The organism is Pseudoalteromonas sp. S1650, from assembly GCF_005887195.1.
Taxonomy (GTDB): Bacteria; Pseudomonadota; Gammaproteobacteria; order Enterobacterales; family Alteromonadaceae; genus Pseudoalteromonas; species Pseudoalteromonas simplex.
This window is the reverse complement of record NZ_PNDF01000014.1, coordinates 12705-28263: the sequence shown is the minus strand read 5'-3', so window position 1 is coordinate 28263 and position 15559 is coordinate 12705. Positions and strand designations below refer to the sequence as shown.

Below are 15559 nucleotides of genomic sequence, written 5' to 3'. Positions count from 1 at the left end.
GTATATCGGCAGGATTTCAAGATGGAAACTTGGCAAATTATAGCCATTGTTGTTGCTGTGTTTGGTGTAGTAATTGGTAACCTTATGTTGCTAAAACATGCAGCAAAAATGGACTTCAAAGTACCTAAAAGCGATGATAATGAAGATAAGAAAAGCCCTGATGAATAATCAGGGCTTTTCTATTTAATGCTTTAGCTAAGATTACACTAACCAATGTGCCATTAAGACAATCACCGGTAATGTCACTAAAGTTCTTAAAATAAAGATGAAGAACAATTCGATAATATTAACCGGAATTTTACTACCTAAAAGCAGTGCTCCCACTTCCGACATATAAATCAATTGCGTCACACTCATTGCTGCGATAATAAACCGTGTAACATCACTTTCAATACTACCCGCTGCAAGAATTGACGGAATAAACATATCAGCAAATCCAACCATAATTGTTTGTGCTGCGGCCTCAGCTTCAGGTACTTGTAATAGCTCTAAAAATGGCACAAACGGCTTGCCCATATATTCAAAAATTGGCGTATATTCAGCAATAATCAAGGCAAATGTGCCCACAGCCATAACGACAGGTAACACAGCGAATACCATATCAAAGGCGTTATGTAGACCTTCTTTCACTGTACCAGCAAAACCCGGTGCAGTGCGTGCTTTGGCAAGCGCCACATCAAGTGAATGAGAGACTAATGTTTTACCTTCAGGCACTGATTCTGCGTCTTTATCAGGCTCTGAGCCATCAAAATATAGGTCTTTTTTGAAGCGTAATGGTGGTAAGCGAGGCACAATTAATGCCGCAACAAAACCCGCCAAACACACTGTTAAATAAAACGGTGCAAACAAGTGTTCAAGCTTTACTTGGCCAATAACAACTAAACAAAAGGTGATTGATACTGCAGAGAAAGTAGTACCAATAATGGCAGCTTCGCGTTGTGTATAATGTTTATCTTCATACTGACGAGCGGTCATCAAAATACCCACACTACCATCACCTAACCAAGATGCTACACAGTTAACCGCACTGCGACCTGGCACACCAAAAAGTGGACGCATCACTTTAGTTAATAAGGTACCGACTAGCTCTAACAAGCCGAAGTTTAATAATAACGGTAATAGTAAGCCCGCTAAAACAAACACAGAAAACAACACAGGCAACAAGTCGTTTAAAACCAGTGCACCGGTATTACCGGAAATAATCATTTCAGGCCCTTGTTTTGTGTAGGTCAAAACGATAAAAACCATGCCTAATAAACGAACACTCAACCACAACCAACTAACATCAAATAAATGTTTAATTATAAAGAACTTAAGTAATGGCTGGGGTTTAAACAACTTTATCACTAAAGATAAAATACCGGTAATGCAAACAATGCTCGTAATTAAACCAAGCGCGAAAGGAGCTATCCACGCCTGCACAGCTTTTGCCATAACAGCAATCGGAATGGTCATTGCCTCACCTATGGGTACCGGCGTCATAAACAAGAAGACACCTATAAGTGAGGGAACGAAAAAGGTAAACAAGGTTCGCAAGTCACTGCGATGGGCTGTGTTTAAGTTAGACATATTTTCAACCTGTAAAAACCACAAAAAGAGCGGCTAAGCTCTTTTTGTGGTGGTTTTAACTATTATAATTATTAAATATTAATACCGCGCTGACGCAGTGCATTCTCTAATGCTTGCTGGAGATCATTCATTGTTCCTGGCTCAAGAATTGTGCCTGCAGAATCCATCCACGTTAAGCTTGTGCCACCTTCTTTAGTGCGACTAACAAGAATTTGATATTGGCCATCTTCAATTGGTAGCTCAGCTAACTCTTCACCCCAAATTGAGTCCCATACGCTTGATTCTGGCTTTTTATAATCAGCCGTGATCAAACCACGATCTTGGTCAATTTCTACAATAGTGAAAGATAAGCGCTCTAAGAAACCTGAAAAACGCTCAAACACAGCAAAGTAGTCCTGCTCAGTCACTAAAGCTGCATTCCCTTTGTCATCAAACCCCATCTCTAACGAGATAACACCTTGCTTTTTGCGCATTTCAACTTCAAGTTGACGATAGCGATAATCAAATTCAGCGACAACTTGGTTTAACGCACGCACTTCTAACTGTTGCTGTAAAAGCGGTGTAAGTGGTTGACTATCGCTTTTATAATCTACTAACTTAGCATTTAATGACGCAGTACGTTGGTGCGATTTTTCTTCAATAGTAAATAAGAAACGTTGTTGTGATACTTCGGTTTCGCTTTCCCAAAACCAACCATCTTCTGGTTTTATAATTGTGTACCAATCTGTTTCAACACTTCCTAAAAGCTTATCTTCTTTTATTGCAGAAGTATTTTTTTCGTTCAACACGGCGTGGATCGAGTCCCAAATAAACTCGTCTAAATCAACAATACCGTCGTTTTTATCAAAATAAACACGCGCATCTTTGTCACCCTCTTCTACCCAACTACCTTGAGCAATGGTAATAACCTGTGCTGGCGGACGGTAGTTTTTCGCTTCAGGGTTATTGTCGTATTGCGCAACGTCCATTTTATATGTCGGATCTTGAGCCGGTTGCGCTAAACCTTCAGGTGCTTTGACTGGTTGATTAGCACGATAATTGCGTTTGTGGTGCGCTTCGTCGGTAAATACACCGCACCCAGTTAAACTTACCACTACGCTTACAGCAAGCGCCTTTGAGATCCAATACTGCACAGATATTTCTCCTTAGCAAACCCTTAATTCTTTTAACAAATATATGAGTGGGTAATACCGATTTGGTTCACTGTAAAATCACTTTTAACTTTACATTTCTTGTTTTTATGCAAAAAACCCGAATAGATTGGGCTAGCGTAACGTGTTTGAATGCTTATCGCCTTGCAAAATTTTAACTATGGTACTTTCTGATGCCCCTAAAAACAAGAAAGAGCGCACTTTATTCACGGCTTAATTAATCGTCGCTATCGTTAACTAAGCAAATTATGTTAAACTTCGCCGCCGTGCGGTATTAAACTCACGTGAAATTAAAGCTTAATCAAGCTTATATCCATTGGTATTGTTAATTACTAGGTATTTAAAATTCCATGACTGCTTTTACAAATCATCAGATAGTACTCACTGCGATTGGCGAAGATAGACCCGGTATCGTCAGCGAATTAACTCAGTTAGTGAGTGATTGCCATTGCAATATAATTGACAGTCGCATTGCTATTTTGGGCAACGAGTTCACCTTTATCATGCTACTAGCAGGTGATATGTCGGCAATTAGCCGCATTGAACATACTTTGCCAACTAAAGGAATGGAACTAGGCCTTTTAACCATGATGAAACGCACTGCAAGTCATGTTGCATGTGAATTTTGTGCCGGTTACACCCTCGAATACACAGGTATTGATACACCAGGAACATTAAGTAAAGTTACGCGCTTTTTTGCTGATAACAACATCAGCATTTGTTCTCTTAAATCGGACACTTATGATGAAGATGACGAGCTTAAAATGCGCTGTGAACTTGAGTTTAATATTCCTGTTGAAGTCGATATTGATAACTTTAAAGTGAGCTTTGAAGATCTTTCTCGTAGTTTGAACGTAGATTATATTTTCAGACGCATTCGCTAAGGAGCAAAGCATGAAAACAATTAATCCATTACAAGCAGGCGACACAGCCCCAGCTTTTAGTTTACAAAATCAAAATGACGAAACTATCGTACTCGCTGATCTTTTAAAAGAGCAGCAAGTACTGGTTTATTTCTACCCTAAAGCATCAACACCAGGTTGCACTGTGCAAGCAGAAAACTTACGTAATGAAAAAGCTGAGCTAGCTAAATTAAATACACGTGTTGTAGGTATCAGCCCTGATCCAATCAAGCGTTTAAAGAATTTTGAAACCAAAAAAGAGCTTAACTTTGATTTATTAGCCGACGAAGATCACGCGATTGCTGATGCCTTTGGTATTTGGGGTTACAAGAAGTTTATGGGTAAAGAATACGAAGGAATTCATCGTATTAGCTTCCTTGTAGGCCAAGACGGTAAAATCAAACATGTGTTTGATAAGTTCAAAACCAAAGACCATCATCAGGTGGTGTTGGACTATTTAGCGCAGAATTGATAGTTACGAGTTACAAGAACATAGTATAAAAGCGTTGCCATGGTGCAACGCTTTTTTGTTTTTAACTAGAAAGATTAAACCCCGTGTCTACTTTATCGGGGTCAGATCAGACGGCTGACGGCTAAACCCTAGCTAATTCCTAAATATTTATGTACTTGAACCGATAAACGCCAGTTCTTTGCAATACAGGTTTCAATAGCAAGTTTAGTTGCTGAGATCTTTTGGCTAATTGGTTGTAGATACACTAAACGTGGATTCACACCTGTTTTTAAGAATAAATCTTCGAGCTCTTCCACATGCTTTTGCATTGCCACTGGGTGTTTAATCTCATCAGCGCGCTGCATTGCACTGCGTAATACTTTATAGCCACCACGCATATTAATTTTTGGTGATACAGTCACCCATGTCTGCTCAGGGACTAAAATCTCAAATGTACCGCTGGTTTCAATTTGAGTCGAATAGCCATTTGCATGTAATAATTCACACACTGGATTTAAGTCGTACATGCAAGGCTCACCACCGGTGATCACCACATGTTTTGCGTTGTAGCCACGTTTTTTAAATAGCGCTAACACTTGCTCCGCTGTTGCTTCTGCCCAATGATCTGAGTCTGCTTTTTTCTCAACGGTGTCATCAAGTGACACTTTATACACATTATCAACGTCCCATGTTTGTTTTGTATCACACCAAGCACAACCCACAGGGCAGCCTTGTAAACGTAAAAAGATTGAAGGTGTACCCGTAAAACTCGCTTCACCTTGAATTGTTTCAAACACTTCGTTAATTTTGTACAAAAGACATCTCACTTACGACGCAACGGTATAAAATACATACCATCAAAAAACCAAAAACACGCGCAAAAATTGTTATTTAGGCCCGAGCCGTGTAGTATATCGCGCCCTGAAGTAAACCTCTATCAAAAGTAAGAGCAAAACAGATATGACGCAAAAAGTAGTTGTGATTTATTCCGGCGGTATGGACTCATTTACCGTATTAAATAAAGCCCTGCAACAAGGCCACGAAGTGTATGCCCTGTCTTTCGACTACGGCCAGCGTCATGTTAAAGAGCTTAAAGTAGCTGCTCAAGTATGTGAAAAGTTAGGTGTTTCTCACAAGATTGTTGATATTTCAGCGATCAACCAATTGATTGGTGGCTCATCACTAACTGATGATATCGAAGTACCAGAAGGTCACTACGAAGAAGAAAGCATGAAGAGCACAATTGTGCCTAACCGCAATATGATTTTACTCTCACTGGCTGTGGGTTATGCGGTGTCTTTAAAGGCTAGTAAAGTTTATTACGGTGCCCACTCAGGCGATCATGCAATTTATCCAGACTGTCGCCCTGAGTTCGTACAAAAAATGGATGATGTTTGCCGTATTGCCAACTACGACGCTGTTGAAATTTTCAGCCCATACTTAAACAATACCAAAATCGACATTTTGACAGACGGTTTAAAAATGGGTCTTGACTACAGCCAAACGTGGACCTGTTACAACGGCCGCGACAAGGCCTGTGGTAAATGTGGTGCTTGCCAAGAGCGCTTAGAAGCCTTTGCATTAAACAAGGTTACCGACCCTATCGAATACGAATAACGACATAGCTAAGTGAAAAGGCGAGTTTAACTCGCCTTTTTTGATTGTGTTTGTTGAATCAGATTTAACAACTCTGCTGTGGCAGTTGCATCAGCTAACGCTCTATGGTGATTCGTTAAATTCAATTCAAAATGTGCCGCTAAGTTACCAAGCGAATATGACTTAAGCTTTGGAAATGCCTTTCGTGATTCAACTACAGTACATAGCTTTGGCATTTTAAAGCCTTGCCCAAGTGCACCATATTCTTTGCGAATAAAGCCGAAGTCAAAATTCACATTATGAGCAACAAATACACTGCCTTTTAATAGTGAGCGCAGTGTATCGGCAATCTCTTCAAAGCGTGGCGCATCACGAACCATAGCAGCGTTTATCCCCGTTAACTTGGTGATAAAAGCAGGAATACTGCGCTCAGGATTGATTAAACTCGCCCATTGATTGATTACTTCACCCGCTTGTAACTGCACAACCGCTATTTCGGTAATTTTATTATTACCTTGTACGCCGCCGGTGGTTTCTATATCCACCACACTGTAAATACGATTCGGATCATTAAACCAATTTACCGCAACGATATTTACTGCAAAGCCTTGTTGTTTTAACACCTCAATACTGACAAGTTGGTTGCGTCTTAATTTGTCGCCAGGGGCTTTCACTTCTTCAAAGGTGAGTGTATCCCCCTTTAACACCATCAAGTCTGGGTAGCCATCTTTGAGCTGCTTAAAGGTTTTTGTCATTTGTAGTAAATGCGCTTTTAAATTTGCAAGCGGGCTGTGTTTTATTAATACCTCTAGCGGCTCTAACATGTCGCTGTGCCACACAAACACGCTATTGGGGGCTTCATAAAACTGCCCTACGTTTTTGCAAACATATTTATATAAGGCTTCATTACTAGTGAATTTGGCAAGCTTTTGCTCAATTTGTGTTTGTTGCGCTGTGTAAAAACAATCAGCCAGCAACACCTTTGGATAAAGATCAAATTCATTACACGGCGGGTGCGGAGTCTCTATAAAGAGCTCTTGCCAAAACGTTAAGGTAAAGAAGCTCAACCAAAGATTATTCTCGGTAAAAAAAACCGTATTACCCAGCTGTTGATAATGCTCACACACTCCTTGCTCTACATCGCCACGGTAAATATCATCAACCTCTAATTGATGCTCGGTATCGATGAGCATTTGTGTTAGGCGTGAGCGTTGTTGCTTATTATATTTACGCTGTAAAAAGTCCTCTGCAAAATATAAAATGCCATCATCAAGCGGGTCTTGAATAACTTGCTCAAGCTTTTGTTCAACCCAATTTTTATCACCTTGTTTGTAACGCTGACGAATTGCCAGCTCTTGCGCTTCACTACTGCCTTCACAGTGCTCAAGTAATTCAAATGCAAATGCTAAGTCATGCTCTTTAAGCTGCTTATACAAACGGATCAATAACTTGTTTTTGATACTCTGGGCTAATTCATCTTCACAGCTAATGGCTAAAAGCGCTTGGGCTAAATTTTGATACTGTGATTCTGAGTCACTTTCTTTGAACTGCATTCGCAGCTTATTTAATTGATAATGCGTTTGTGCTTCGGCTAGCGTTTGAAAACGAGAGATGCTCTCACTCACATCAGCTCGCACTTTTGCAATCCCTAAATCACGCATCACAAAACGATTTTGATGATTGATATCGCCGCCACTTAGTCGGCCGCTATGTAAAAACTCAAAGTATTCATAATACTGGCAACGGCTATTGACCACGAACTGACTAAACAACGCCTCTAATTCACTGTGGTTGCGATCAATATGCTCTTTACACAGTTGGGTCAAGCGCTGTTTACTGGCTGACTTTTTGTAATCAGGTTTAGTCGCCATTAACTCATCATTTGCTAATAAGGTTAACAGGGTTGGCTTGGTTAAATGCTCAAGCAATAGATCTAATTCGTCACTACTAGGATGTGCCACCAGCCCTTGCTGTTTTAGCTTAAAAATAGCACCGTGCAGGTTGGGGATCTCTTCATAATTTAAAGATGACAACGCAACGATTTTTGGCTTTCGAGAATATATACGTAGCAAAGTACATAAGCTTTGCTCATCAAGCTGAAGGAGTTTTTCAAGAAATAACTGCTGCTCTGCTAGAAGCAGATGCTTGCACTGAGATTGAATAAATTCAGCAAGCTCAAAGAAGTGACTTAAATAATATTTTGCTGGTAATTGTGTTTTCATAGCCAAACCCGATACTGTATATAAAAACAGTATCAGGTATTAGCTAATTGATTTCAATGTTTGCGGTTATTTAACTTTTAAAATACCCACAATTGCGCAAATTGCGCCCCCGACCATACCGAGCCAAGCTTCAATTGGTGTATCACCACTAAAAGTACGGCTAATTTGCGCACTTGCAGAATCATAAACGTTATATCCCCATACGGCTAGCGCCACACCAATAACGATTAAAGCAATACCTATAATTTTTCCCATCGTGTTGTTCCTTATTGTTATTAATTTCTTTTTGATAACCTCAGTGTTGCACACATATTAAACGCCTGCAAAGCCTTAAGAAATAATCAAACTAAAGGTTATGTTTTGCCCACTTAACGACACCTGAAGTTCAGCATCAATTGCTTTACTTAACGATTTGGCAATAGATAAGCCTAACCCAAAGTTATCATTAGAGGTTCTGGCACTGTCTTTTTGCCAGAGTGGATCAAATAACTGGCTCAAATCGTCTTCTGTTAATGGGACTTTTAATTCATTTGTAACAGAGAGATACAACTTATCATCTTTACTCAATAGCGTGCTTACAGTCACGATGCTCTCATCGGGGCTGTATTGTTTTGCGTTATTTACAAGATTGGTGATAATTGATTCAAGGGCAAATAAGTTACTGACAACGGCAGGAATATCATCTTGAAACTCAAACTTAACCCGCTCTAAATCACACTTTTCTAAGGTGCGCAAAATAACCTGATTTAAATCACATGCATCTTGCTTTGGGAGTGCTTCATCACTGTACTTATGCAGTAGTAATAAGTTCGACACAATACTCTTTAAGCGCTGGCTAATTTTTAGCACTTCGGGTTTGAAGTCTTCCTCAAGCTCTTTTTCATTTGGAAAACGAATGGCCACTTCAGCCATATTTATAAGCTCAGCAATCGGCGTTTTTAACTCATGAGCAATATCTGAGGTTAAGCGTTTTTCTCGAAAATAAAGCTGGCGGTTTTCTTGGATAAAAGCATTTAAGCTATCAACAATGGGTTGCAACTCTTTGACAGGTTCTTCTATTGCGATTACAGCATTTTTATCAGCAATACTCAGTTGGCTAATATCCCGGTTTAGTTTATTCAGCGGCGCTAGAGAACTGTCGACTGATTTACGCACAAATAGACGAATGAATACAATTACCGACACAGTAGAAACAACAAAAATAACGTCGATTAGCCATAAAACAAAATCAACTTCTTCTGATGAAGCCGCATAAGCTAACGTGATGGGTTGTTGCAAAGAGGTGTTAACACCTTCAGTGAGGTCTTCATCATCATCTAGGTCTAAAGGCGGTATAAAGCGAGTATAAATAACCCGGCCATTTCGACCATCAGGTAACTCGATATTGATGATTTTTGTCTCGCCCAGTTTAATTTTTTCTAAAGGTAAGCTCTTTTGTGAGAAAAGATCCAAACTTTCTGAACGCGCGAACACGCCAGACTGCGACCAAAGTTGAAAATACTCAGTTTCTGTATTTCCAGAAAACTCAGGCATAAACAGCCCTGAAAAATCAAAATCAATTCCTTCTTCGTCAATATCAATCAATGACATAAGCATACCGGCTTTGGATTTCATACCACGATTAAATTCGTTATCAATCCAACTATCAACGGCGATATCAGTAGCAACTAAAATACTCAGCACTAGCCCCGTTATAGTAATCGATAATGTGGTTACTAACCTACTGCGAATTGACTTCATTATTTTCCTTGAATGATATAACCAAAACCACGCTTAGTTTGAATAGGTAGTTCACTACCTGCTGCCCTCACCTTTTTACGCGCTGAGGATAAATGCGCTTCAATAGAGTTTTTTGAAACTAGGTCATATTGCCCTGCAATATAAGTACTTAACTTTTCAGCAGTGATCACTTTATTTTGGTTACTAAACAAACACTCGACTATTTTATATTCGTTGGGGGTTAAATCGATTACAGTTTCATCAACTTGCAAGAGTTTTAATTGTAAATTTAAAGCCAAGTTATCGATGCGGATCACATCACTGATTGTTTTCAGGCCGCCGCGACGCATTAAATTTAATAACCTTGCGTGCAGCTCATCAAACGAAAATGGCTTGGTCAGGTAATCATCGGCCCCGGTGAGTAACCCTTTCACTCTGTCTTCTGGTTCTTGCTTGGCAGATAAAATTAGCACACGCACATCAAGCTGTTTTGCTCTTATGGTTTGTAATAACGTAATACCATCAATACTGGGTAACATAATATCGAGTATGATTAATTCGTACTCACCTGTCATTGCCATACTCAAACCTTCAGCACCATCGCCGGTTTCATCAATAGTAAAACCTAGGTTCTCAAGGCCAATTCGTAGACTACGTCTTAATGACACCGAGTCTTCTATAATCAACAATTTCATAAGTTACTCATTTAGGTAAAAACCGCTTTAGCGTCATCAGGTTACGCTTTTAATCTTAAGGTTCACTTAAGATTTACTGAAGTTTTTCTAGTTTAGAAAATATTAAGATTACCATCAGGGTTTCTTAAGTTTCGACTCCTAGTATTGCCGTAGTTTCGATTAAGTAAGTACGACTATGACAGCAAAACTCTCTGTTTTAAAACCTTTGTTCCGTTTTTCATTAATTTTAATGTCAGTTTTTATACTGTCGAGAATAGCCTTGCTTGTATGGCAACACCAAAGGTTAGCTGATGGCGATTGCCTTGCCGTTTTATTTGGCGGCTTAAGAGTCGACTTAAGTAGTTTAGGCTACTTGTCAGCCTTGGCTGTTTTGATGTTACTCGCTGATCTGCTTGTGCGCAGAAAAACCGCTTTTTTTCAGCATGTTTTTACTCTTTATAGCAGCATAGTTGTGACTTTAATCGTGGTTGTAGAGGCTTCGACTCCCGCGTTTATTACCCAATACGATGTACGACCAAATCGTTTATTTGTTGAATACCTAGACTACCCTCAAGAAGTCTTTTCTATGCTATTACATGGCCACCTGTTTGCCATGATAAGCACTTTAATTATTGCAACGCTTAGCTGTGTCTTTGCGTACCGTTATATAAATACAGCATTTAGCAAACAGCAAAATGCTAAAACGGTTGGCCAAGTGGTGATACTGGTTACCACTTTATTAGTTTGCTTAATTAGCGCAAGGGGCACAGTAAGCCATCGCCCGTTAAACCCTGCATTAGTGTACTTTTCAAGTGACTCACTAGTTAACTCCTTAGCCCTTAATTCAACTTACAGTGTCGCCTTTGCTATTAAGAATATGGGCAATGAAAAAAATGCCAGTAGTTTATACGGTACTATGCCACGTGATGAGATTTTACAAACAGTAAAGCAAGCAGCCTATAAACAGCAGTTTATCACTGAGAGTATCCCTACCCTTGCCAACAACACACCTTTTAACACAGGCAAGCAAAAGAATTTAGTGATCATTTTAGAAGAAAGCTTAGGCGCACGCTTTGTTGGTGAACTAGGTGGCATTGGAGTGACTCCTGAACTAGATAAGCTTTATCAACAAGGCTGGGGGTTTGATAACTTATATGCCACTGGCACACGCTCTGTTCGAGGGATTGAAGCGGTAACAACCGGGTTTACCCCGTCTCCTTCGCGCTCGGTGGTCAAACTTTCTAAATCTCAGCGTAACTTTTTCTCTCTTGCTGATGTATTAAGCCGCACCGGCTATACCACCCAGTTTATTTATGGCGGTGAAAGTCATTTCGATAATATGAAAAGCTTTTTCTTAGGGAATGGCTTTAGCGATATTGTCGATATTAATGACATGCAAAGCCCAGAGTTTATCTCATCTTGGGGAGCAAGCGACGAAGACTTGTTCAATCAAGCTGATATAGAGCTAAGTGAGCTAAATAAATCAAGCAAACCATTTTTCAGCCTTGTGTTTACGTCAAGTAACCACGACCCATTCGATATTCCAGAGAGTAAAGTAACACTGCCTGAAGGCCACGACCCAGAAAACTACAAACGCGACCTAGCAATCAAATATGCTGACTATGCACTCGGTAAATTCATCGCAAAAGCAAAAACGCAAGATTACTGGCAAGACACCGTCTTTTTAGTGGTTGCAGATCATGATGTGCGCGTGTTTGGTTCAGAGCCTGTGCCGCTTAAATCATTCCATATCCCTGCTGTGATCCTAAATAGTGATATGGATGCAAAGCGCGATACTCGCTTAGTCAGCCAAATTGATTTACCTGTTACTTTGTTGTCGTTATTAGGCGTTGAGCAAGCAACCCCTATGCTTGGTTATGATTTAACGAAACAATACCCTGTAGAGCGCGCCATGATGCAGTACTACGACAACTTTGCTTACGTAGAAAATGGTCAAGCCGTGATCCTGATGCCAAACCAAAAAGTGAGCTATTGGCGCTATGACCTTACAAGTAAAACCCAAGTTGCCATCGATAACACAGGTAGCAGCGTTGGGCTTGCCAAAAAAGCCTTAGCGCACGTCTTATTTAGCAATTTAGCTTATACCGAACAGTTGTATCGCTTACCAAATAAATCGTAGCGATGAGGAATGATTATGATCATGCAAATTAAACAACTCTTTACTCAAAAATGGCACGTTAGCTATAGCCAATTTGTCTGGTTGGTGTCGTTGTACTTGGTTATTGCATTTAATGGCCTGTTTTTATTTAACACGCTTGAAGCAGCCAGCAAACCTGAACATGTCAATTGGTTATTTATAGCAAGCGTACCGTTTTTCTTATTAGCACTGACGGCAATGGTGTTAAGTTGGTTATCGTTAATCACCTTCGTAAAACCCGTGCTTTTAACAAGCATCGTGGTTTCATCATTGTTGTTTTATGCAACCTTAAATTACGGTGTTATCTTTGATAAAAGCATGCTGCAAAATATCTTAGAGACAAATACAGGCGAAGCATTTTCATATCTTAATGTACAAGTTATCGCTTTTATTACTGTGCTAGGCGTACTGCCTGCTTACTTGTTTTCTCGCTTTAAAATTATCGGAAACTTTCGTATTCGTCTTAAAAGCTTTGCATTTCTTAACGTTACAGCGTTTATTGCTGTAGCTGTTATTGCCGTTCCTTTTTATAAAGATTACGCCTCTGTAGGGCGTAATAATCGCCAATTAACTAGCTACATTACTCCTTTTGCATTTTACACTGCGGGCTATAAGTACCTACGCGATAATTATTTTTACCCACCTTTACCATTTAAAGTCTTAGATAAAACACCGCACCTATTAGCTAAGAAACAAAGTTCACTGACAATTATGGTGGTAGGTGAAACAGCCCGTGCAGCAAACTTTTCACTGCAAGGTTACAACAAGCCGACTAATCAATATACCCCTAAACTTGGCGTTAAATATTTCAGTGATGTTAGTTCATGTGGCACCGCAACGGCCATTTCTGTACCTTGCATGTTCTCGCGCTTAGACCGCAATCACTATGATTCACGCATCGCGCAAAGCCAAGAAAATGCCCTAGATATCATTCAACGAAGTGGTGTAGAAGTAACGTGGATTGATAACAATAGCAGCTGTAAAGGGGTTTGCGCACGAGTAAACTCACAAACGGTAGAACCCACAAAGAGCAACCCACTTTGTGACGGACGTTATTGTTTTGATGAAGTATTGGTTGAAGCATTAGCTGCAAAGCTTGCCAAGAGTCATGCGAAGCACCAACTAGTGGTATTACATATGATTGGCTCACATGGACCAACTTACTATCGCCGCTATCCAGAAAAATACACTAAATTTTTGCCGGACTGCCCACGTAGCGATATTCAAAATTGTAGCACTGAGCAACTGACAAACACGTATGACAATACCATTGCTTATACCGACCTAGTGCTGAGTAAGCTTATTAAATTACTGCAAAACAGTCCGGCGGATGATAAAGCCCTGCTGTATGTTTCTGATCATGGTGAATCACTGGGTGAAAAAGGCTTGTACTTACATGGCTTCCCATATGCATTAGCGCCTAAAGAGCAAACCCATGTGCCTATGCTATTTTGGAGTAATAAACTGGCCGATACCCGCTTTAATCAATGTATCGAACAGCAGCGTAACCATGCTTTTTCGCACGATAACATTTTTGACACCCTACTTGGCTTAACTCATATACAAAGCATTGAATATCGCCCAGAGCAAGATATTTTTAATGCTTGCTCAACACAAAGCTAACGAAATAGAGATTTCAAACTATGCAATTTGATAGCACTAACAAACCCATTGGCATTAAACGTATCCTCCTCGCATTCAAAAACTCCCAACGAGCATTCACGTGGTTAGCAAAGCATGAGTCTGCTTTTAAACAAGAGCTGATACTGTTGGTCCTTGCCATAGCAGTGGTTTTTGTCTGGCAGATCAGCCTGTATGAGAAAATAATGCTGCTTGTATCAGTGCTATTTGTGATGTTTGCTGAAGTCGTCAATACGGCAATTGAAGCCGCCATAGACCGAATAGGCCTTGAAATTCATCCATTATCAGGCCTAGCTAAAGACTTAGGATCCGCAGCCGTACTGATTGCTCTAACAATTTGTGTGTTGGTCTGGGGCGGCGTGTTTATTAATAACCTAAGTTAGCTTACTTTTTTATCATCAGGGGTGTCATTACAAAGTGCACAGTGGCGCCCTTTTGATGAATGATATAAACGGGTTGCAATAAAAATGGCCGTGGCAATAAAAGACCAAAGTAGCGCAAAACCTAACGCGCTGAGTGTCTCGTGACCTTTTAGAATTTCTATCATAAATAATAAAATAGACACCAGCGTAAAAACTTTAGCGGCTCTGATCACCCAGAATTTTGTACCCATAACTTACTCCTTTAGAAAAACTCCTTTGGAAGAATAAGTGTAGTGCAAAATAAGAAGAACATACTAATAACTTAAAACAGGCTCAGACAATATCTGTACATTATTTTTAAACACCTCTAACAGCCCTGATGGCGAGTGTTCAGTACCAAGCGCAGTAACATGACAAACGTAACGATAACCGTTGTTAGTAAAGGTATAAAAATGATTCCCTCCACTGCCATCAAAGCTTAATGTGCCCCCTGTGATCACCAGGCTTGGCTCATCTTGCATAGATTGATCCCTATTCCATGCCGCATAGCGGTATTGATGATCAGCCAGTTCATCAATACGAATTAAATGCTTTTTTGTTTGCCACGTTAATATCGGCTTTGTGAATTCACGGAGGCTTTTGTGCAATGCTTGTTTTTGCTCGTCAATCAGTGCTTCGCGTCGTGCTTTTTCAGCCTCTGATTCATAAGGCACAGCCCAAATAGAGCCATCAAAATCCAGCCACAGTTTACCTGAATCAAACATAATGCCGCGCCAGCCCATCATTTCCCAATCATGGCGAATGTTGGAGTTAGCTATTTCTTCAACAAACTGTTTATCGAAAATTTGCTCAAACTTTTCTATAAACATTTGCTCATTTTCAATAGCTTGCAACGGCGCTTTGCGCTTTAGCGGGTAATGGACTCTTTTAGAAATGGTCGCTTTATCACCCGCCTTAAACGCAGCAACCACAGGTTTGACAATACTTATGTGCTTTGTTGCGGCAGCTGTTGAAAATGAGATAAAGCAACCTAAGAAAATGACCGCAAAATACTTCATTGTGTTCACTTTTATGGTTAAAAATTTGATTATTCAAAGCGTAACAAATTTTTGTA

At 40.0% G+C, this 15559-nt stretch carries 16 protein-coding genes; 7 read left to right on the top strand and 9 right to left on the bottom strand.

Annotated elements, in window-relative coordinates; genetic code table 11:
- Positions 1-21: 21 nt before the first annotated feature.
- Positions 22-168: a DUF2897 family protein gene (locus CWB80_RS04035; RefSeq protein WP_082389286.1), complete on the top strand. Its 147-nt coding sequence runs from the start codon at positions 22-24 to the stop codon at positions 166-168.
- Positions 169-201: 33 nt separating this feature from the next.
- Here CWB80_RS04035 and CWB80_RS04030 read toward each other — a convergent pair whose 3' ends face one another.
- Both CWB80_RS04030 and bamC read right to left on the bottom strand, forming a co-directional pair.
- Positions 202-1569 (bottom strand): YjiH family protein, encoded by a 1368-nt coding sequence (locus CWB80_RS04030; RefSeq protein WP_138600010.1) that lies wholly within the window; start codon positions 1567-1569, stop codon positions 202-204.
- 71 nt (positions 1570-1640) lie between these two features.
- On the bottom strand, positions 1641-2702 hold the full coding sequence (gene bamC, locus CWB80_RS04025) for an NlpB/DapX family lipoprotein (RefSeq protein ID WP_054553745.1): 1062 nt from the start codon (positions 2700-2702) through the stop codon (positions 1641-1643).
- A gap of 368 nt (positions 2703-3070) precedes the next feature.
- Between bamC and CWB80_RS04015 the strand changes: the two genes are divergently transcribed.
- Positions 3071-3604 (top strand): glycine cleavage system transcriptional repressor, encoded by a 534-nt coding sequence (locus CWB80_RS04015; RefSeq protein ID WP_054553746.1) that lies wholly within the window; start codon positions 3071-3073, stop codon positions 3602-3604.
- A 10-nt stretch (positions 3605-3614) separates the two neighbouring features.
- On the top strand, positions 3615-4094 hold the full coding sequence (bcp, locus tag CWB80_RS04010) for a thioredoxin-dependent thiol peroxidase (RefSeq protein WP_138600011.1): 480 nt from the start codon (positions 3615-3617) through the stop codon (positions 4092-4094).
- Positions 4095-4222: 128 nt separating this feature from the next.
- On the opposite strand, the gene queE is transcribed toward bcp, so the two are convergent.
- Entirely contained in the window at positions 4223-4888 is a 666-nt protein-coding gene (gene queE / locus CWB80_RS04005; RefSeq protein WP_054553748.1) for a 7-carboxy-7-deazaguanine synthase QueE, read from the bottom strand.
- A gap of 121 nt (positions 4889-5009) precedes the next feature.
- Between queE and queC the strand changes: the two genes are divergently transcribed.
- Positions 5010-5690, top strand: coding sequence for a 7-cyano-7-deazaguanine synthase QueC (gene queC / locus CWB80_RS04000; protein WP_283235031.1), 681 nt, complete (start codon positions 5010-5012; stop codon positions 5688-5690).
- Positions 5691-5716: 26 nt separating this feature from the next.
- On the opposite strand, the gene CWB80_RS03995 is transcribed toward queC, so the two are convergent.
- From CWB80_RS03995 to CWB80_RS03980, 4 genes are all read right to left on the bottom strand, one after another.
- Complete coding sequence (locus CWB80_RS03995) at positions 5717-7891, bottom strand: exonuclease domain-containing protein (RefSeq protein WP_138600013.1); 2175 nt, start codon at positions 7889-7891, stop codon at positions 5717-5719.
- 66 nt (positions 7892-7957) lie between these two features.
- A complete protein-coding gene (locus CWB80_RS03990; RefSeq protein ID WP_054553751.1) occupies positions 7958-8146 on the bottom strand; it encodes a DUF3185 family protein in 189 nt (62 codons plus the stop codon).
- A 75-nt stretch (positions 8147-8221) separates the two neighbouring features.
- Entirely contained in the window at positions 8222-9631 is a 1410-nt protein-coding gene (locus CWB80_RS03985) for a sensor histidine kinase (protein ID WP_138600014.1), read from the bottom strand.
- On the bottom strand, positions 9631-10305 hold the full coding sequence (locus CWB80_RS03980) for a response regulator transcription factor (protein WP_138600015.1): 675 nt from the start codon (positions 10303-10305) through the stop codon (positions 9631-9633). Before CWB80_RS03980 ends, CWB80_RS03985 begins: the two co-directional genes overlap by 1 nt.
- A 175-nt stretch (positions 10306-10480) precedes the next feature.
- On the opposite strand from CWB80_RS03980, the gene CWB80_RS03975 reads away from it, so the two are divergent.
- The 3 genes from CWB80_RS03975 to CWB80_RS03965 are packed head-to-tail and all read left to right on the top strand — an operon-like array spanning position 10481 to position 14466.
- Complete coding sequence (locus tag CWB80_RS03975) at positions 10481-12424, top strand: LTA synthase family protein (RefSeq protein ID WP_138600016.1); 1944 nt, start codon at positions 10481-10483, stop codon at positions 12422-12424.
- Positions 12425-12439: 15 nt separating this feature from the next.
- Positions 12440-14065 (top strand): phosphoethanolamine transferase, encoded by a 1626-nt coding sequence (locus CWB80_RS03970; RefSeq protein WP_249362510.1) that lies wholly within the window; start codon positions 12440-12442, stop codon positions 14063-14065.
- A gap of 20 nt (positions 14066-14085) precedes the next feature.
- Positions 14086-14466, top strand: a complete 381-nt coding sequence (locus CWB80_RS03965) for a diacylglycerol kinase (protein ID WP_054553755.1) — start codon at positions 14086-14088, stop codon at positions 14464-14466.
- On the opposite strand, the gene CWB80_RS03960 is transcribed toward CWB80_RS03965, so the two are convergent.
- Positions 14463-14696 carry a hypothetical protein gene (locus CWB80_RS03960; protein ID WP_054553756.1) on the bottom strand — a complete coding sequence of 78 codons (234 nt, stop codon included), beginning with the start codon at positions 14694-14696 and terminating at the stop codon, positions 14463-14465. The two genes, CWB80_RS03965 and CWB80_RS03960, sit on opposite strands and share 4 nt — an antisense overlap.
- A gap of 63 nt (positions 14697-14759) precedes the next feature.
- Positions 14760-15503, bottom strand: coding sequence for a hypothetical protein (locus CWB80_RS03955; RefSeq protein WP_138600017.1), 744 nt, complete (start codon positions 15501-15503; stop codon positions 14760-14762).
- Between the last annotated feature and the right edge of the window lie 56 nt (positions 15504-15559).

Coding starts and splice junctions, on each gene's coding strand:
- CWB80_RS03965 (WP_054553755.1), top strand. CDS start 14,086: ATGCAATTTGATAGCACTAACAAACCCATTGGCATTAAACGTATCCTC.
- CWB80_RS03955 (WP_138600017.1), bottom strand. CDS start 15,503: ATGAAGTATTTTGCGGTCATTTTCTTAGGTTGCTTTATCTCATTTTCA.
- CWB80_RS03985 (WP_138600014.1), bottom strand. CDS start 9,631: ATGAAGTCAATTCGCAGTAGGTTAGTAACCACATTATCGATTACTATA.
- CWB80_RS04030 (WP_138600010.1), bottom strand. CDS start 1,569: ATGTCTAACTTAAACACAGCCCATCGCAGTGACTTGCGAACCTTGTTT.
- CWB80_RS03960 (WP_054553756.1), bottom strand. CDS start 14,696: ATGGGTACAAAATTCTGGGTGATCAGAGCCGCTAAAGTTTTTACGCTG.
- CWB80_RS03970 (WP_249362510.1), top strand. CDS start 12,440: ATGATCATGCAAATTAAACAACTCTTTACTCAAAAATGGCACGTTAGC.
- CWB80_RS03990 (WP_054553751.1), bottom strand. CDS start 8,146: ATGGGAAAAATTATAGGTATTGCTTTAATCGTTATTGGTGTGGCGCTA.
- CWB80_RS03980 (WP_138600015.1), bottom strand. CDS start 10,305: ATGAAATTGTTGATTATAGAAGACTCGGTGTCATTAAGACGTAGTCTA.
- bcp (WP_138600011.1), top strand. CDS start 3,615: ATGAAAACAATTAATCCATTACAAGCAGGCGACACAGCCCCAGCTTTT.
- CWB80_RS03975 (WP_138600016.1), top strand. CDS start 10,481: ATGACAGCAAAACTCTCTGTTTTAAAACCTTTGTTCCGTTTTTCATTA.
- CWB80_RS03995 (WP_138600013.1), bottom strand. CDS start 7,891: ATGAAAACACAATTACCAGCAAAATATTATTTAAGTCACTTCTTTGAG.
- CWB80_RS04015 (WP_054553746.1), top strand. CDS start 3,071: ATGACTGCTTTTACAAATCATCAGATAGTACTCACTGCGATTGGCGAA.
- CWB80_RS04035 (WP_082389286.1), top strand. CDS start 22: ATGGAAACTTGGCAAATTATAGCCATTGTTGTTGCTGTGTTTGGTGTA.